This is a genomic window from Micromonospora sp. NPDC005174, assembly GCF_040608495.1.
Lineage (GTDB): Bacteria > Actinomycetota > Actinomycetes > Mycobacteriales > Micromonosporaceae > Micromonospora.
The window spans coordinates 1-17,845 of the sequence record NZ_JBEXIJ010000028.1; the positions used below are offsets into that span (position 1 = coordinate 1).

General features: G+C 67.4%; 12 protein-coding genes. 6 read left to right on the top strand and 6 right to left on the bottom strand.

Annotated elements, in window-relative coordinates; all coding sequences use genetic code 11:
- Positions 1 to 243 precede the first annotated feature (243 nt).
- The 3 genes from ABZU91_RS25280 to ABZU91_RS25290 all read left to right on the top strand — a co-directional run bounded on the left by ABZU91_RS25280 (position 244) and on the right by ABZU91_RS25290 (position 2,881).
- The gene (locus tag ABZU91_RS25280) at positions 244 to 1,386 is read left to right on the top strand and encodes a helix-turn-helix transcriptional regulator (protein ID WP_355245149.1); all 1,143 of its coding nucleotides are present in this window, start codon (positions 244 to 246) and stop codon (positions 1,384 to 1,386) included.
- A 114-nt stretch (positions 1,387 to 1,500) separates the two neighbouring features.
- A complete protein-coding gene (locus ABZU91_RS25285) occupies positions 1,501 to 1,662 on the top strand; it encodes a hypothetical protein (protein WP_355245152.1) in 162 nt (53 codons plus the stop codon).
- The gene (locus tag ABZU91_RS25290) at positions 1,649 to 2,881 is read left to right on the top strand and encodes a helix-turn-helix domain-containing protein (protein WP_355245155.1); all 1,233 of its coding nucleotides are present in this window, start codon (positions 1,649 to 1,651) and stop codon (positions 2,879 to 2,881) included. The genes ABZU91_RS25285 and ABZU91_RS25290 overlap by 14 nt, the downstream gene beginning before the upstream one ends.
- A gap of 39 nt (positions 2,882 to 2,920) precedes the next feature.
- Here ABZU91_RS25290 and ABZU91_RS25295 read toward each other — a convergent pair whose 3' ends face one another.
- The 3 genes from ABZU91_RS25295 to ABZU91_RS25305 form a co-directional block, all read right to left on the bottom strand.
- A complete protein-coding gene (locus ABZU91_RS25295; protein ID WP_355245158.1) occupies positions 2,921 to 3,817 on the bottom strand; it encodes an alpha/beta fold hydrolase in 897 nt (298 codons plus the stop codon).
- Between the two features lie 227 nt (positions 3,818 to 4,044).
- A complete protein-coding gene (locus tag ABZU91_RS25300) occupies positions 4,045 to 4,479 on the bottom strand; it encodes a hypothetical protein (protein ID WP_355245161.1) in 435 nt (144 codons plus the stop codon).
- Between the two features lie 26 nt (positions 4,480 to 4,505).
- Positions 4,506 to 4,889, bottom strand: coding sequence for a MerR family transcriptional regulator (locus tag ABZU91_RS25305; RefSeq protein ID WP_355245164.1), 384 nt, complete (start codon positions 4,887 to 4,889; stop codon positions 4,506 to 4,508).
- A gap of 93 nt (positions 4,890 to 4,982) precedes the next feature.
- On the opposite strand from ABZU91_RS25305, the gene ABZU91_RS25310 reads away from it, so the two are divergent.
- Positions 4,983 to 5,441, top strand: a complete 459-nt coding sequence (locus ABZU91_RS25310) for a MarR family transcriptional regulator (RefSeq protein ID WP_355245166.1) — start codon at positions 4,983 to 4,985, stop codon at positions 5,439 to 5,441.
- A 148-nt stretch (positions 5,442 to 5,589) separates the two neighbouring features.
- Here the strand turns inward: ABZU91_RS25310 and ABZU91_RS25315 are convergent, their stop codons facing one another.
- Positions 5,590 to 6,456: a metallophosphoesterase gene (locus ABZU91_RS25315; RefSeq protein WP_355245169.1), complete on the bottom strand. Its 867-nt coding sequence runs from the start codon at positions 6,454 to 6,456 to the stop codon at positions 5,590 to 5,592.
- A 267-nt stretch (positions 6,457 to 6,723) separates the two neighbouring features.
- Between ABZU91_RS25315 and ABZU91_RS25320 the strand changes: the two genes are divergently transcribed.
- Positions 6,724 to 14,661 (top strand): hypothetical protein, encoded by a 7,938-nt coding sequence (locus tag ABZU91_RS25320; RefSeq protein WP_355245171.1) that lies wholly within the window; start codon positions 6,724 to 6,726, stop codon positions 14,659 to 14,661.
- Positions 14,662 to 14,820: 159 nt separating this feature from the next.
- Positions 14,821 to 15,672 carry an alpha/beta hydrolase gene (locus ABZU91_RS25325; protein WP_355245174.1) on the top strand — a complete coding sequence of 284 codons (852 nt, stop codon included), beginning with the start codon at positions 14,821 to 14,823 and terminating at the stop codon, positions 15,670 to 15,672.
- Positions 15,673 to 15,762: 90 nt separating this feature from the next.
- On the opposite strand, the gene ABZU91_RS25330 is transcribed toward ABZU91_RS25325, so the two are convergent.
- On the bottom strand, positions 15,763 to 16,392 hold the full coding sequence (locus tag ABZU91_RS25330; protein ID WP_355245177.1) for a hypothetical protein: 630 nt from the start codon (positions 16,390 to 16,392) through the stop codon (positions 15,763 to 15,765).
- Positions 16,389 to 17,795, bottom strand: coding sequence for a selenium-binding family protein (locus ABZU91_RS25335; protein WP_355245180.1), 1,407 nt, complete (start codon positions 17,793 to 17,795; stop codon positions 16,389 to 16,391). The genes ABZU91_RS25330 and ABZU91_RS25335 overlap by 4 nt, the downstream gene beginning before the upstream one ends.
- Positions 17,796 to 17,845 lie beyond the last annotated feature (50 nt).

Sequence of the window (17,845 nt, forward strand, 5' to 3'; positions counted from 1 at the left end):
CACCCGCTACGCCAAACGAGCATCCCTTTACCGGGCCAGCCTTGTCCTCATCGCCGCCATCATCTGGCTTCCATGATCGACAGGACAGGCCCTAGCTGCTCACGAACGGGATTGCCAGCCGAGCGACGACTACATAAACGGGCCTGTGTTAGGTCGCGACACGAGCGCGGAGTACCGTCGGTGATTGCAGCGCTGCTGGCTGTTGCCATTGCCGCCGTCAAGCCGTGAGGTAGGAGCGCCGTCATGCCCCCACGCGCAACCACACTCGTCGACCCACGGTTCCCGGCTGAACTGCGGCGGCTTCGGCAGGCGCGAGGGCTCTCGCTACGGCAACTTGCCGCCGTCGTCAGCCACGGCAAGAGCCTCATTCACCAACTTGAGGCGGGGCAGACCAAGCCAACGGTGGACGTGGCGGTCCGACTCGATGACGCGTTGCAAGCGAACGGCGGGTTGGCAGCCCTGGTCGTCGAAGCACCTCAGAGCGGCGATCGTCTGGCGTACGTGACGGCGCATCGGGGACGTGTGGATCGCGCCACTGTGGATGCGCTCGCCGGTCTTCTCTCGGGTTACCGCCGTTTGGAGGATGCCATCGGCGCAGGGGTAATCACGCGACCCGTGCGTGATCACCTCGAAACCGTGACCGATCTGCTGAGGGATGCTCCGGACGACGTGCGGCATCGCATGGTCGATCTGGCCGGGCAGTGGGCACAGTTCGCGGGCTGGCTCAGCATTGCGCAAGGTCAGGAGCGTGCCGCCACGGCGTGGAACGCGAGGGCGTTGCAGTGGGCCGAGGAGGCCGGCAACAGCGATCTGGTCGCTACCGTGCTGTCGTTTCAGGGATATCAAGCCGAGTGCCGCCACGAACTCCCGACCATGATTCGGCTCTCTCAGGAGGCGAGACGCGATAAGTCGGCGAACGCGGCCCTGCGGGCCTATTGCGCGGGGCAAGAGGCGCGTGGTCTCGCCATGGCCGGTGCTGAGCCAACCGTCGTCACCAACCGTCTATTCGAGGCGTCGGACCTGTCAGCCCAGGCTGCCGAAGAGCCCTTGTCTCCGTGGGGCTACTGGTACACACCGTCGTTCTTCGCCATCCAGCAGGGGAGCGTGCTGCGGCACCTCGGTGCAACCGACAGCCGTGCCAACGATCGGGCGGTGGAGTTGCTGACGGCCGGTGTGGCGGGCGTCAACGAGGAGGCCGGCAATGCCGAGTGGCACGGACACAACCTGATCCACCTGGCCGTCGCGCAAGCGCAAGCTGGGGACGCGGCGGCGTCTCGCGAGACGTTAGCGGCGGCAGACTCGATTGCCGTATCCACCGCATCCCACCACCTCGCACGCAAGGTCAGCGAGGCGGTCCGTCTGCTTCGGCTGTCCGCTATGCCGTAACGGACGCGTTTCGCCTGGTCGGCGACCCACTGTCACATTGACGATGACTGTGGGTGATGACGATCAGAGCTGTTCGGGGACCTACGTTGCGCCCATGGCCCGACGGAGGTGTGCATGCGTGGCGACGAGACGGCGAGCAAGGGTGAACAGGCTGAGGCGGCCGAGCGGGAGGCTGCCAAGCAGCGCATTCTGGCGCAGGCCGAGGCGGAACGCGTACCCGTCGACGACACGACTCGTGCGGTTCCCGATCGGCGGTGGCGGCGTGAGCAGGGATGACCTGCCCATCGGCCGGCGGGTGGCGGGTTGGCGGGTGCGGCGGTCGATGACGCAGCAGATGTTGGCCGATCGCCTGCGCAGGTCGAAGAGCTGGGTCGACAAGATCGAGCGGGGTGTTCGCCCACTGGACCGGTACTCGGTGATCCAGGAGGTGGCCGGCGTCCTGCGGGTCGACCCGGAGGTGCTGCTCGGCCAGCCGTCCAGCAGCACCGCGAGCGCGCCGGCCGGAGTGGACGACATCCGGGCCGCGCTCGCCCGCTACGACACCCCGCCGACCCCGCCAGACATGCACGAGCTGAGGCGTCAGGTTGGGCATGCCTGGTTGGGGTACCAGCACGCGCACTACCCGCAGTTGATGCGTGCGGTACCGGATCTGCTCGACGCCGCCCAGGGCGCGCGGTCGGCGGAGCTGCTGGTGCAGGCGTACCGGATCGCCGCCCTGCTGCTGGTCAAGCTCGGCGAGGCCGACCTAGCCTGGCTGGCCGCCGACCGGGCCATGGGTGCTGCCGGCGATGACCCGCTGCTCGCGGCGACGGCGGCCGTCGCGGTGGCCCAGGCGCTACGCGCGTCGGGCCGCGACCGGCTGGCCCTGTCCGCGACCATCACCGCCGCCCACCGGGTCCTGCCACCCCCACGGCGGGATGGTGATCAAGAGGTCTGCGGGGCTTCTGGAGATCAAAGTCTCCGCAAACCTCTTGATCACCCCGGCGAAGGTGTGGGCTTCCAACGGAAGTGGGCCGTGGGCGGGGCGCTGCTGCTCCAAGCGGCCCTCGCCGCCGCCGGCTGCGGCGAGCACCGCCGCGCCGACGACCTGATCGACCGGGCCGTGGCCATCGCCGCCAGCCTGCGAGGCTACGACGATCAGCACCGCACCAGCTTCGGGCCGGTCGCCGTGGAGATGGTGCGGGTGCTGCTGTCAGCGCAACGGGGTGACGCCGATGCCGCGCTGCAACGGCATGTGAGCGTCGTTCGGCGGGAGGCGTGGCGGCGGCTGCCGGCCGAGTATCGGGGCGCCTACCTGCTCGACGCCGCGCGGGCGTACCTCCACATGGGTGACCTGCGCGGGGCGGCGCGCGCCCTGGTCGACGCGGACAGTGTCGCGCCCGCCGAGGTCCGGTGGCGGCCGTTGGCGCGTACCCTCATCGCCGATGTCGCCTGCGCGCAGCCAGCGCCGGCCGGTGTGGCGCGACTGGCGACGCTGGTCGGCCTCAGCCGCTGACGGACGCGCGCCAGCCGCCGAGCTGTCGACGGCTACGGGTCAGCCGGCCAGCGCCGCGCCGATCACCCGCACCTGCGCCGGGGCGACCGACGCCCAGTAGTCGCCGTCGTGGCAGCCGACCCCGATGGTCACCACCTCCGGGTCGGGCAGCCGGTCCCGCAGTGTCTCGACCGCGCCCGCGAACGGATCGGCCGCGCCGATCGCGATCCGTACCGGAAGTCCGGCGAACTGCGCGGCGCGGGCCGTCACGTCGTACCGGGCCCACTCGTCGGGACCGTCGAACGCGCCGGCGTTGACCCGCTCCGCGTCGGCGTACGAGCGGAAGATCGCCGGTGACGTGGCCACCACCGCCTGGAACCGATCCGGATGGGTCAGCGCGGCGAGCAGCGCGCCGTACCCGCCCATCGACCAGCCGGCCACCGCGACCCGGTCGGTGCGCAGGCCACGCCCGGCCAGCAGCGGCAGGAACTCGTCGACGAGCATGCCGAGCGGGTCGTCGGTAGCGTGCGGATGCCAGTAGCCGTCGCCGCCATCTGGTGCGGCCAGCGCGAACGGGGGCACCCCTGCTGCGAGTGCGCCGGCCAGGAACTCCGGATACCGGGCTACGGCGACGGCGGAGCGGGCGTCGGCCGCGTACCCGTGCAGGGCCAGGCAAACGGGCAGCCGCGCGCCCGGGGCGTACCCGGGTGGGTAGGAGATGGCGAAACTTATTTCCCGGCGGCGTGCCGTCGAGCGGAAGCTGCCGGTGACCGGCGGTTGGGGCGTGCCCTGCGGCGCGGTCGGCGGTGCGGCGTCGCAGCGGCCCAGCGCGTGGTCGAGCACCGACCGGCCGGGCAGCACCTCGGCGTCGACCAGGGCGATGCCGCCCGCGCCGAGCGCGCTGACGCCGCCGCCGGCGGCCACCAACTGGAGGATTCGGCGTCGACTGATCGGCATCCGGTCACCGTAGTCGCTGCGCTCACAACAGGGGTTTTGAACGTGACCGAGCTGCGCTTCTCGGCCCAGCCCGCTGAGATCCGGGGACGGCCGTTGGCGTGTACTCTCATCGCCGATGTTGCCCGTGCCAAGCCGGCGCCGGCCGGCGTGGCGCGACTGGCGACGTTGGTCGGTCTTACCCCGCTCCCGTCAAGCCCCTGGCCACGAGGCACTTCGCTGTCGAGGTGTCAGTCGGCTGCCTCAATGGAGGGCTGCGGGGACGTTGGCCACTGAGTCAGCGCCTGCTCATAGCCGCACTCCTCATGCAACCAGCGATCAAGGTAGGCAACTCTGCCACCTCGCGAATCCACGACCGCGAGCCATTCGGTTGCTGCCCGCCTCATGTGTCGAACCGCAGCGACGTCCTGCTCCGGCGATCCCCTCCCAGGCGCGTCCATCTCATCTGTCAGTGCTCCCCAGATGAGGTTCAGCGCGGTCGGTGTCTCGGGCATGTACTCGCCTTCGGGGATCGTGACCATCGCTTGGATAGCCATCCCCTGAAAGTCGCGCCCCGCCTCGTAGGTGGGTAAGCCTTCTTCGACATCGAGCACGAGGCGTGCCTGGTGTGTAGTTGCTTCCAGGAAACCCTCGGGGCCGTCTTGTGGATGCCAGTGACCTGCCATGACGAAGACGCTACGCCGGCCCGTCCTCACCGGACGATTCCGGCGGTGCACCTGGTGGTGACGGTCTGGAGGGCGTCGAGGTCGTGACGCAGTTCCGCCACGCGGGCTTCGGCCTCAGCAACCAGCGAGTCGCAGACCCGCGCCCAGTCCTGCGCCGACGGCTCCTCGGGTAGAGCCTCGAAGATGGTGGCGATCTCCCGAACTGTCAGCCCGACCCGCTGAGCGAGTCGGGCGAACCGGATGCGACAGGCCGCGTTCTCGTCGAACCGACGCTGGTTCCCAGTGGTTCGACGCGCGTGGATCAGGCCTTGTTCTTCGTAGAAGCGCACCGCGGACGGAGCGACCTGGCTCGCGTGCGCAACGTCTTTGACGGTGAACACGAAAGATGGCAGGGCCTCCGTGGTGGTCATGTTCCCAACATGCTGCAACACGCTCTTGACTTCAACAGTCCTTGAACGTCCAGCATCAGCCGTATGCAAATCCCAGGAAGCAGTGGTGCCCCGATGCGGGCCGATGCCAACCAGGTGGCCGCGTACTGGACGCGGTTGGCGTATGAATCCATCATCCGGTTCACCCGCGACGAGCAGGCCAAGCGCGGCTTCACGCAGCCGCAGTTCTGGATCCTGCGCCACCTCTCTCCGCACGACCTCGCGCCTCATGACGGCGCAGCCAGGACCATTTCCCAGCTTCAGCAAGCCATGACCGAGTACATCCGCCCCGACGACGACCTCGCGAGCGAAGCCGAGGTACTCCTCAGCCGCGGATGGATTCACGCAGATCACGACGGCAACCTACGACTCACCGACGCCGGCGAGGCAGCTCGACTGCACATGAAGCGGTCCGCTCCCGAGATCCGTGCGCTGATTCATCGAGGTATCGATGACGCGGACTACGTCGCGGCGCTGACGGTGCTGCACAAACTCATCGCCAACACCACCCTGGCACCGGAGACGGACGCCTGAAGCTTGCGGGAGAAGCGCTCGGGCCTTGCCCTGGCCGTCGCGCCGGCTGAGGTCCGTGGGCGGCCTCTGGCGCGTACTCTCATCGCCGATGTTGCCCGTGCCAAGCCGGCGCCGGCGGGCGTGGCGCGGCTGGCGACGGTGGTCGGGCTTACCCGGTGACCGAGGTGCGGTGGCGCACGTCGTCGGCGGGGTTGATGGTGCGGACCGGGTTCGGTGTCGGGCCGCGTCGTCGCCACTCGCGGGGGTAGCCGAGCGAGACCTCCTCGAAGCGGACGCCGTCGTAGAAGGTCGTGCGGGGGATGTGCAGGTGCCCGTAGACCATCGTGGACGCGCCGAAGCGCAGGTGCCAGTCGCGGGTGCGCACGGTGCCGCACCACTGGGCGAACTCCGGGAACCACAGGATGTCGGTGGGTTCGCGCACCAGCGGGTAGTGGTTGACCAGCACGGTCGGCAGGTCCGGGTCGCGCTCGGCGAGGCGGCGCTCGGTCTCGGTGACGCGGGCGTCGCACCAGGCCTCGCGGCTCGGGTACGGGTCGGGGTGCAGCAGCGCCTCGTCCGTGCAGACCACGCCGGCCGCGTACGCGATGTCCAGCGACTCCTGCTTGGTGCTCGCCTTGGGCACCCGGAACGTGTAGTCGTAGAGCAGGAACAGCGGGGCGATGGTGGCGGGGCCGCCCTCGCCGTCCCACACCGGGTACGGGTCCTCGGGCGTGACGACGCCCAGGCGTTGGCACATCGCCACCAACTCGCGGTAGCGGGTCTCGCCGCGCAGGTGCTCCGGGTCGCCCGGCGGTGTCCACAGCTCGTGGTTGCCGGGCGCCCACACGACCCTGGCGAAGCGGCTGCTCAGCAGCTCGAGCGCCCACTCGATGTCGGCGAGCTTTTCGCCCACGTCACCGGCCACCAGCAGCCAGTCGCCGGGGTGGTCCGGGTGTAGCTCCTGGACGAACGCGCGGTTCTCCGCATAGCTGATGTGCAGGTCGCTGACGGCCCGCAGCCGGGGGGAAGCGCTCACGCCTTGAGGCTAGGCGGCGGTGGCCCGATCGGTACCCCCCCCGGTTCGTGTTCGTTCCGGACGGCAAGCCGGCGTCCCGGTGGGCGATGCAGTTTCCACGACTGTGCCGCCTTTGTCAGAAGTTGCCGGTCGATTCACGTTCGAGGATGCCCCGGCGGCGAGTCGGCCCGATCACGCTGCGATTGAAACATGATCGTAATAGGAGTTTACGGCGGAGCGTTCATGCTGGCTGGCAGGTTGTGCCGTCCGTCGGCTGAGGAGCGGTGAGTGCCAGATTTATCGAATTTGGGCTGTCCTGAGGACTTTTACAAGTGGGTGCCCTCTGGCTCTTACCTCAGCCTGGAGCGGGACGTGCCGCCGGAGGTCATGTCTGCCAGCTCGGTTCCCGGCGTGAACATGGTCTACTTGGTCCCGGATCCGGCCGTTGTGTCTGCGGCCGGGCAGTTCCTACAGACACAGTCGTTCGACGTGCAGGCGCGCACGGTGCTGGCAGGCTCGTCGGCATCGGCTGGCGCCCAACTGGACCTCACCGGGGCGATCACCCTGGCCGACACGCTACGGCTGCCGGTCCGCCTGAGCAGAGCTCAGGCAGACGGGAGCAGTGATCGATTCCTGTTGCCCATCGACGCCGCGTTTCGTCCTGTCGCTGCCGACGCCGCTGATCACGTACTCGTCCTGCCGGAGCGCCACCTGATCGCGGACTACCCCGACGCCGCGACCGACACCGAAGTCTTAGCTCGAATCCGCGACGGCGCGCCGATGCTGAGTCAACTGCGGTGGAACGGTACGCGGGTCGAGGTGGGCCTGCCGCAGCAGATTGTCGGCGCCCGGTTCGCCGACCTTGATCTCAGTGGAGTGCCGGCAGAGCAACTCCGACCTGTCGAGGGCGGAATCAGGGGGCTCCTAGACGAAATCATCGCCTTGGTGCCCCACCAGGGCGTCCGGATCCGTGCCACCACCGATAGCGTCACCGAGGACATCGTCGCGGTACGGGCGTCTGACGGTATCGCCCTGCTCCACGAGGCCCCGACTGGGACCGTCGCTGCGACCCTGCCCCGTCACCCGATCACGCTCCGCGTCTCACCGCCGGTGACCATCCCGGGTATCGACGCCCGAGTCGATCTGCCGCAGCCGCCGACGGACCCGCTGAAGGGGGCACTCGACCGCAGCATCGCGGGGATGCTCGGTTCCTTGCAGCTCATACCAGTCGGTTCGACCGGACAGGAGGATGTCGGGCCGCGTGCGGTCCTCAAGGCCCATCTCGAAGCGACCCGCAGCAACATCGGACGAGCATCTGGCGCCGACCTCGAGGGCTTGCGGACCACGGTTGAGCAACTGAGCCACGGCTTCTTCTCCTGGCGTCAAGTCCTCGCCGACAGCACCTCCGGCGTGCACCCGCAGTCGGTACGGTCAGACAGCCTGCCGGCGCGGCCCGAATGGCACGCTGCTCTGGCTGCCCAGGTGGGTGAGCTACATGAGAGGTTGACGCACCTTCCCACCGACCAGCGGGACGCGAGCACGCAGCACAGTTCTTCGCCGCTGGGGATCGTGTGGACGCGGAACATGGCTCGTCAGCAGCTCGTGCATGCCACTGGTCGGCTTGAGGCCGCCCTGTTCGCCTTGGATGGCGGGCAGCACGCACCCTGGGTGCTGACCGACTTCGACGCGGAGGTCGACGAAGCCAGACGGATGTTGACCAACACGCTGGTGGAAATCGGCAAGGCTGTCGAGAGTCGCGACGTTCCCGTTACGGAACTCGCCTCCCCGTCGGACTCGTGGGAGCCGCGCGAGAAGTTCGCCCCACCATTGTGGCTTGTTCCGGACGGTCACTCGCGGGCGAGCCTGGGAGCTGAAGATCAGCCCGCCGACTTCACGGACGCGCTCATCACCAAGATCAAGTCCGAGATCGTCTCGGCGTTCTACCAATTCGGCATCGAGCTGAAGCCAGCTGAACTCGGTAGCGTAGTGACGAGAGCAGCGCTGCTCACGGCTGCGGCGGACGTGATCGGTGACGAATGGACGTTCGAGGTCCAGGGCCACTCTGTCGCGGTGTCGCTCGCTCTGGGGCGTACGGAGAACGGGTGGCGGCAGGTCTCCGACGCCGTGGAGATGCGCGGCAAGCAGACGACGAGTCTCGCCGGACGGCACAGCCGTGGTCACGGGCACATGAACTTCCTCGACACGAACACCAACCTGTCCTGGTACCTGGGGCACAAGCCCGAATTGGTGAAGAAGGGCTTCACCATGAACGAGGCGTATGCCGGCCTAGCAACGATCATCTGGAGTGAGCACGAGGAAGCCAATACCCTCAGTCTGGCCCTCTCGTCGGAACGCACCATCAAGAATTCCTCCTACATCTCGTACCTGTTCGCTTTCGACGCGACGGTGAACATTCGTGTCACCTCTCCCGACAATGTTCAGAACCAGAACGTCGATCGTCAGACCGCGGTACCCGGCGCGGTCAAAATCTTCGTGTCGCGGGAGACCGCCCGACCCCTCGACGCGGCCGCGACCGACTTCTCCGAGGCGAAGCATCCGATCTACGGTGCCCCGACCTACGCAGCATCCACGGTGGCTGCCGACGCACCGATCAAGTTGCCGAGAGATTCGGCGGTTCAAACATTCTCCGGGGTTTCCGAAATCCGTCAAATGGTCGAGGAATACGTCGCGGACCTCGCCAAGCCGGGTAGCCCCGAGCACAAACGACTGCTCGCGGGACTGAAACCGAAGATGATGGTCGCCGGATCGTTCGCGGCGGCGACGAAGGGCTACGAGATCGTCTTCGGTGACATCGCGGGCCATGCCCCGTCGAGCGTCACAATCCACTTCGTCCCTGTCAACCCACGTGTGATCATCGAGAGCGACGACGCGACGTGGATGGACATCGATGATCAGACATCGATCTCGCACAACTCGGAACAGGTCGCTGCGGACGGCTTCGACATCCCGCCTGGTCTCCTGTTGCAGGCGTTCGGCATCGAGCTCCTCCCGGTAGCTGGCGCGGCGCTGCCGTCCGTCGCGAAGTTGGAGCCATACCTCTTCGCCTGGCCCACGCTGGATGCGGTGCGAATCAGGTCTGGGCCCAGCCTCGATGTTTCCGATCTGTCCGGGGTGCGCTTCACCGGTGAGCGGACCGCGGTCGTTGCTTTCGATGTCAACGTGTGGCTCGAACGGTCCGACCGGCCAAACCAGTTGAAAGGCCCGAGCCAGCTCGCTCAGGCCCTCCATCAACGGGTGCTGCGGGAGGACGCCAAGCAGTGGGCCGATCTGGCGACGCTTGCGGGAGATGTGGATTCTCAGAGCCTCTCTCTCCAGGTGCGTCCCGGGCAGCAGCTTTCCGCAGTCACTCGCATCGCGGACCTGACTCTCCACTCACCTGGCCAGAGCCCAGCCGGACCGCGCCAGCAGCCGTTGGTGGAAGCGGTGCTGGCGTTGATTCGTGCCCACTACCCAGGCTTGGTGGTTCACGAGGACGGTGCCGCGACCCACTACGCCGGTCGGTGGAGCAGCGTCGCCGATGCTCGGATGGCATTGGAGAACACCCGCCGGGTTCGCGATCAACTCAATGAGGACAGCGCGGCCAGCCTTATCCGGCGGGCTCAGGGAGCAGCGGGCGTTGCATTCGCATTGAGCAGGAAGGGCATCAGCGGGCGCGGCGGCGACCAGGTCGTGGTCCGCATCATGGCCCGCCGAGGGCAGTTGGCTGACGATGAGTCGGTCACCTTCGAGGATCCGCGGTACGTCCGCTGGCTGCCCCTGTCGGAGGCGGACGCCAACAAGACCAGTAACCAGGACCTCATCACCACGTCGATCAAGGATCCGGGAATCTGGGCGGGCCTACAGCCGATGCTGGCGTTGGTGCACGTCAGCACCAAGGTGTTGAAGTCGTTGCAGATCCGACCGATCGTGCAAGGCAAGTACGGCAAGGCGACACAGGTCAGCAGTGGCCTTGCCACCTGGGGTATGCACGGCATCAGCGTCGACGACGAAGCCCAGTTCACCGGACCGGTGGTCTTCCTGATGCAACTGGAAGGCCCCGGAACGGCCACGCCACTCAACGATCAGCCGTGGCCAGGGTCGGTCACGCCGGCGCTTCCCGTGATCCATCGGGCGCGACCCGTGACCGGCACGTACACCATGTCGATTCCGTCCGATCTGACATTGAAGGCGGTTGCGAAGGACGGGCAGTCGACCAACATTCCGTACTCCCTGGACCTGCCCAGCCTCAAGGCCGCCGGGGTGGCCTCGCTCGCCGGGGACGATGGCACCCCGTTGCGCTACCGCCCGACAGCGGACAAGCCGCTGCCATCGGACACACCGCTCTTCCTGACTGCCGACACGCTTGTCAGCCAGGTAGTCGTGGCGCTGACCGAGATGGTGCATGGGCCTATCCCGCTGGAGTTGCGCCTGAAGGTCGAGCAACTGCTCGGGGCTGGGCTCGACGAGTGGCTCCCGTGGCACTCCGTAGGTGACCAAGCAGGGGGCCCTGCCGCCCTGGAAATCTACGATGGCCCGATCAGCGCAACCCGGGGGGCATCCCAGGAGCAGACCAAGGCCACCATCGGCATGCGCCTGGTGTTCGAGGATGCTGACGGCTTCCAGTTGAACGGCCTACCACTGTCCTTCGGCACCTACTCCGACATGGGCGTGGCGGCAGTCAACTCCACCGGACTTCAGGTCACGAAGGGTTTCTGGGGCGGGCTGCGAATGCGGTTCCCTCTTAACATCCACAAAAAACTGCGCGGCATCCACATCGACCAGTACAGCTATCAACCCCAGCTTGCCCAGCGACGGGAGAAGACGGTCGCCTCCGAGGTGGAGAGCGCCGGCAGTTCCGGGCGACTGCACATGAACGTCAGTCGGATGGCGCTGGCTGCCGTCAACGTCCACGTCGAGGTGTCGATCGAGACACGCGTCGAACGTAACGTCGCCGGCAAGGTCGCCAAGTGGGCTCTCCCGCCGGCTGGGGCAGCACAGCGGGCGCTGCGAACCGCTGCTGGTGTGTTCGGAAGCTGGGGCCAGGCGGTCGCGAGCTTCTTGCTCCCCTCGGGCACGGGGGGAAATCGCACCGTGAGCGTGCCAGCCGTCGGCCAAACGGCCTTCGATGCGCTGGACGCCACCGAACTGGGGCTGATGCCGCCTCAGATGGCACTGCACTACGACAAGACAGTCACCTACGTCCTGCCCTCGACGCTGCGGCACGGACTCGGGGGTGGATCAGTGGCGAAGCCACCGGTCCTGAGCGGGTTCCTCACCCAGGTGGTGCAGTCGGTTGAACAGCGGTACGGCCATTTTGTCGCCAAAGCCGTACGTCAGGATATTGGCAAGCTTGGAGGCCCTGCCGCTGGCGGAGCGGTGGTGAACACGTTGCTCGGCGGCGGCGTCCGCATCGAGGTGCCGGTATCCGAGTACCTGCGCGCGTGGGGACTGCCAATACTGCCCGGCACCCGCACCATCACCGTCATGCTTCAGGCATCCCCGATCGGCGGCGAATATCTGGGCGTGGCACCGAGTCTGCACCGGCTCGGAAACCGGGCCGGCAGTGACACGACGAGGCGGGAGGCGGAGACCCGCGATTCGCGGACGATTCTCGATTACATGCGGGGATGGTTCGTCACCGAACCGGATGGTGCCAACAGCATGTTGGTCAACCTGCACGGCGACCTACGCGGCATAACCAAGCGCTCGACGACGCAAGCCGAGCATCAGGAACTCAGCACTGGCCTGATCCAGGAAACCGGGCGCTCCGGTGATGGCCTGGTCCAGTGGGCCAACGACAACGGCATCGAACCCGAGAGTCTGCGCGATGTGGGAAGTGCTGGAGGGGCGACGTTCGACGTACGCCTGCGATTGACAGCGAAGGTGACGGTCGAGACGGCACCGACGGCAGTGGCGGACGCGGCGACTTCCGGTGCGTTCCAGACCGAGGACCTGTGGTGGGTCGCCCAGGATGACGATCAAGGCCAGCCGAATCCCGACTATGTCGTTACAACTCGGGTGAAGTTCGACCCGCGACTACTGCAACAGGCCGTGTCCGATGTGGCACCGGAGATGACCGCCCCGGCGGCCGTCGCGCCCGTAACAGCGCCGACGTTCGACCTGCCGGCCGGTCAATCCCTCGCCGACCAGCGTATCGGCCTGGAAGTCGACCCGACCATACTGGCTCGGGCCAGGGAGGGGCTGATCTTCGGTATCGGCGCGATACGCGATCACGTTACTCACCTCGCCACGCCCGAGGCCGTCACAGCCCCCTTGCCCCTACCGGAGGTCGAAAGCCCATTCGCCGGCCTGATCGTCAAGGCTGCCCAGGGTGTGGCCAGCCTCTGGCAGAACTACGTCTGGTCAGCACCGCCTGGCTCGTCATGGTTCCACCCGAAGAGCGTCATCGCTGATCAGATCTTTGCCATCATCAATCCGGCGTTCCTCGCCAACCGCCTGCCCGAACTCCTCACCACCGGTATCACGGAACGGATACTGCTCCCGCGCTACCGGTTCTACCACCACTTCGCCGACCTCGAGTTGCACGTCGATCCCATTGAGGTCACGGAACACGGGATTACCCATGACGTGATGGACAAATCGATGCAGGCAACCACAGTCACCGACAGTCACACCACGACGAGCTCTGCCGGTCACGCGTTCATGCCCTGGATCAACCCAGACTTCGCGCTGACGAATTACGAATACTACGACGGGCCGGGGACAGCCTCCATGGGGGTGTTGCAGGGAGCCGACATCATTAGTCGACACGACGAGAGTGCCGGCACCCGGGAAAAGAAAGCCGCCAGCGGCGGTGTCAAGACCACCGGCGGTTCGTACACCACCCTGGAGTTCAGGGTGCGCTGGCTCGCCGCGATCAAGCCCACTAATCCCCCCGGTGGCAAGCTCAATCCCTACGGGTGGCTGTCCCCGCAGTACATCGAAATTCCCGACGGTGTGATCCGGCTACCGGTGCCAACCAATCTCAAGCACGAGATCATGGCCTCCCCGCGTCGCTTCTTCACGACGGCGACGCCAACTCCAATCGTTCGTTCGACTCGGCCCGCACCGGCCGTTGTCGAAGACCTGGGCGGCCATGGAGATTCCGCTGGTGCCGCGGAGACCGCCCACGTGCCGCTGTGGCCGTTGAAGCTGCCTGCCACCGTCGACACTCGTGACGGGCTTGTCCATGTCATCCCGGCAGCTCGCGACGAGCGCCACTCCTCGTTAATCAACAATCTGGCCACGGCCGCCGCTGCCGTTCAGCAGCCGGTAATTCTGTTGAACCAACCGACTCGCCAGGCGCTACCGTCCGCGCTCGCGGACCTGAACTATCTGCTCGAACAGTACGCCCAACGTGGCCAGCTACCCATCGTGGTGACGACCATGACCTCGGTGCTCAGTCAGGTGATCGAGCAGACGAACAAATATGGTGCGGTGGTGTTGCACCCTGCCCCGGCGGCCGGGCTCCGACTCGATAACGAATGGACGATGTCGCCCCCGGAGCATGCAACCGATGCCGGCAACGCACGTTTGCTGGCAGGGCAGAGCCTGTTTGGGCGGGCAGCCGGAACGAGCGGCTGGCGATGGGACAACATCACCCCGGAGGTTCTGCGGACCGCTGGTGAGCAGGCTAGGAAGACCCCAGCGGTCGCTGTGGTCGACGACATGCTCGCTAACTTGATCTGGGCAGCGAACCTGACGAAGGCGCGGGATGTCCTTCGGGAGAACCGGCAGCGATGGACTGCTCAATGGCGAGCGTCCAGCCTGGCCCAGGTTGAGAAGATGCTCGAACGAGTGCCCAACCAGCCTGAGTTGAGTGTCTTCGCGCCCGTGCTCGAGTTCGAGGCGAAGGGGCAGGCCGACATCGTCTTCGACTACGCCCTCGCTGAGCCGGCCGACCAACCCAGAGTGCTGATCGAGGCGGTGAACGGTCTGGAAGGAGCTGGAAAACTCAACCCGACCAGCCCGCTGGACGGCGGTCTCACTACGGTCGAGCTGCAATCGATGGTGACCAGAGTTGGTGGGCCCGATGTCGCGAAGACGATGCTGCAGGCTCTGCAGGACATCAAAACGGATTTCGGCGCAGCCGAGGCCTTCGTTCTCGCCAACAAGGACAAACTCGACCTGCCGCAGAAAGAGCAGTGGGTCGGGGCGATTGCCCTGCTCTCGGAGTACGGCGACCAACAGAAGGCGGCCCTGACCGCAGCCGTCTTCGAATGCTGATGGCGCTCTGGTCGGGTCATCCGCGTAGGTGGCAGAGGTTCGCGGCACCAGGAGTCGTGACCTGGGGTCGGCTGTCATGCAGTCAGCCAACGGCATATCCGGTGACCCGGCGGGAAAGCGCGAGGCGTCCGACAGCCCAAACCGGAGCAGGAGAAAAACATGCCTTTCATCACCGTGGGGACGGAAAACTCCGCACCCATCGACCTGTACTACGAGGACCACGGTTCCGGTAAGCCCGTGGTGCTCATCCACGGCTTCCCGTTCAACGGGGCAACGTGGGAGAAGGAGACCAGGGCGCTGCTCGACGCCGGATACCGGACGATCACCTACGATCGGCGCGGTTACGGCAACTCGGCGCAGCCGGCGTTCGGGTACGACTACAACACGTTCGCCGCGGACCTGGACGTGCTGATGACCGAGCTGGACCTCAACGACGTGACCCTGGTGGGGCACTCGATGGGCACCGGCGAGGTTATTCGCTACCTGGGCAACTACGGTTCCCAGCGCGTGAGCAAGGCAGTGGTGCTCAGCCCGCTGCAACCGATGCTGGCCAAGGCGAACGACAACCCCGAGGGCGTCGACCGGAACCTCTTCAAGGGCTTCCAGGACGCCATCATCAAGGACCGCTTCGCCTACCTGACGTCCTTCTGCGACGCGTTCTTCAACCCGGACCAGAACATGGGCAAGCGGGTCAGCGAAGAGGCGTACCGGGCGCACTGGCAGATCGGTGCGATGGCCTCCGGCAAGGCCACCCACGACAGCGTGGACTCCTGGCAGGAGGACTTCCGCCAGGACCTGCCGAAGATCGACATTCCGGTGTTGATCGTGCAGGGTGACCAGGACCGGGTGCTGCCCTACCCGGTGACCGGCCAGCGGCTCGGCCCGATGATGCCCACCGGCACGCTCATCACGCTCAAGGGCGCGCCGCACGGCATCCCGTGGACGCACGCCGACGAGGTCAACAAGGCGATCATGGACTTCATGAAGCAGCCGGCGAAGGCCCGCGCCTGACTCGTCCCGGTAGCCGATCGGACGCCAGCGCCGTAACGGCGCTGCGGCACCCGGCCCACGGTTCGCACCGGGGCCGGGTGTCGGCGTCGTTCACGCCCGGATCAGCGTCACCAGCCCCGCCGCCACCAGCACGCCGGCCCAGAGTCGGTCGACGTTGAACCAGGCCTTGCGCAGCACCCCCACCCCGAGCACCTCGTAGACCAGCACCGCGATGACCAGTGCGGTGCCGAGCATCGCCACGGTGTGTACACCGGCGGCCGCGAGCCCGGACAGCGCACCGACCGGCGCGGCGGCCAGGTGCCCGGAGTGGCCCCCGGACACCGGCTCGGCCACCAGCACCGGCAGCAGCATCAACCCCGCGCCGTGCGCCGACGACATGAGGAACGACCAGCCGGCGAGCTGTGCCGCCGACAGGCGCATGCCCGCCCAGCGGAAGTGCCGCTCGGAGAGCAGCCGCCACAGTCCGAAGCCGACCAGCAGCACGCCGCCGACCACCGCCAGGGCCGTGCTCGTCGTCACCGACCTGGTCGCGGTGACCAGGGCGGCGACGATCGCCACCGACGCGAGATGCCCCGCCGCGATCGGCGGCAGGGCGCGCAGCAGCGCCGCCCGGCTGCGCTCCTGAAGGCCCCGGGCCACCGCGAACAGCCAGCCCATCGCCGGGTTCAGGCCGTGGAACGCGCCGAGCGCCGCGAGCGTGGCAAGGGTCCCGAGGGTCACGGAAAGCAGTACGAGTCGGAGGACGCGTCCCCGCCCTGCAACCGGGTCTGGTGCACGCGCAGCCCTCGGAACTCGTCCCCGTGCGGGAAGAACCGCTCGTCGGGGGTGAGCCCGCCGGCCTCCACGTCGACGTCGAGCTTGGCCAGCCACGCGCCCACCCCGTCGGGGTAGAACTGGTCGTCCCACGAGCCGTAGAGCGAGTTGCTGACGTAGACGCGTCGGCCGTCCCGGCTGACCTCCACCATCTGCGGGCCGCCGGCCAGGGCCTCGTCCGGGGCGGACGGGTGGGCGGTGCGGCGGACGATCCCGCCCAGGTGCACCGAGCCGGTCTGCACCGGGTGCAGCGGGTCGCTGACGTCGTACTGGCGCAGCTCGCCGGTGCCCCAGCAGGACACGTACAGGAAGCGGTCGTCGACGGACAGGTCGATGTCGGTCACCAGCGGTGGTACCGCCCCGAACGGCTTGAGCAGGTCGGGCAGGTCCGCCGGGTCGGCCGGCTCCGCCGGAATGTCGATCACCTTGGTGACCGCCCAGGCGTCCCCGTCGCGGTGCCACAGCCAGACCGAGGCGGACAGGTCCTCGACGCTGATCACCACCCCGACGAACCCGTACGACTTCGTCGGATCGTGCGCCGGGCGCAGCTCCAGCGGCATCTGGTACTGATCGCCCAGGTCGACCCGCTGCACGTGCCGGCGCTTGGCGAGGTCCCAGAAGTGGATGGCGTGACCGTAGCGGCGGCCCAGCAGCAGTTCGCCGATGATGCCGTCCTCGATCATCGACGGGGTGCCCCACTCGCTGGTGACCAGCACGTCCTGGTTGAGGTGCCACCACACGTCGTACGCGAGGAACTGCGGCCCCCGGTCGGCCTCCCACGCCCCGCGGACCTCGAAGGTGGTGTGGTCGAGGATGGCGACGCCACCCGGGCCTTCCTCGCCGTCCGCGCCGCCCAGCGCGGACAGGTAGATCCCGTCCGGACCACAGTGCACGGTGTGCGGGCGGGAGTAACCGGCCCGCTTGGCCAGCTCCTCCGGGCCGATCACCTTGACGACCTGCGGCTGGCGGGGATCGGGCTGGGTGTCGACGACGTGGATGCGTGAGGAGCGCAGGCCCGGCACGATCAGGTAGCGCCGCTCGACGTGCGGGTGCGGGGCGGTCGGGCAGAGCGCGCTGCTGCACGCGTTCCAGCCGAAGTGGTGCAGCTCGTCGCCGAGGTGCGGCAGGTCGGTCCAGCCGACGACCCGGCCGTAGTCGGGGGAGTCCGGGTCGGTGTCGAGCACCACGATGGCGTCCGGGCGGCTGGCCGAACGGTCGAAGGCCGCCACGTAGGCGAGCTTCTCCGCCGGGGCGGTCGCCGCCTCGCGGGGTGACGGGTAGAAGGTGGGGTCGGGTGTCCAGCGGGTCATCGCATCTCCGCTTCCTCAGGTGGTGGGAACGCTTCCTCAGGTGGTGGGAA

Coding starts and splice junctions, on each gene's coding strand:
- ABZU91_RS25280 (WP_355245149.1), top strand. CDS start 244: ATGCCCCCACGCGCAACCACACTCGTCGACCCACGGTTCCCGGCTGAA.
- ABZU91_RS25285 (WP_355245152.1), top strand. CDS start 1,501: ATGCGTGGCGACGAGACGGCGAGCAAGGGTGAACAGGCTGAGGCGGCC.
- ABZU91_RS25295 (WP_355245158.1), bottom strand. CDS start 3,817: ATGCCGATCAGTCGACGCCGAATCCTCCAGTTGGTGGCCGCCGGCGGC.
- ABZU91_RS25300 (WP_355245161.1), bottom strand. CDS start 4,479: ATGGCAGGTCACTGGCATCCACAAGACGGCCCCGAGGGTTTCCTGGAA.
- ABZU91_RS25305 (WP_355245164.1), bottom strand. CDS start 4,889: ATGACCACCACGGAGGCCCTGCCATCTTTCGTGTTCACCGTCAAAGAC.
- ABZU91_RS25310 (WP_355245166.1), top strand. CDS start 4,983: ATGCGGGCCGATGCCAACCAGGTGGCCGCGTACTGGACGCGGTTGGCG.
- ABZU91_RS25325 (WP_355245174.1), top strand. CDS start 14,821: ATGCCTTTCATCACCGTGGGGACGGAAAACTCCGCACCCATCGACCTG.
- ABZU91_RS25335 (WP_355245180.1), bottom strand. CDS start 17,795: ATGACCCGCTGGACACCCGACCCCACCTTCTACCCGTCACCCCGCGAG.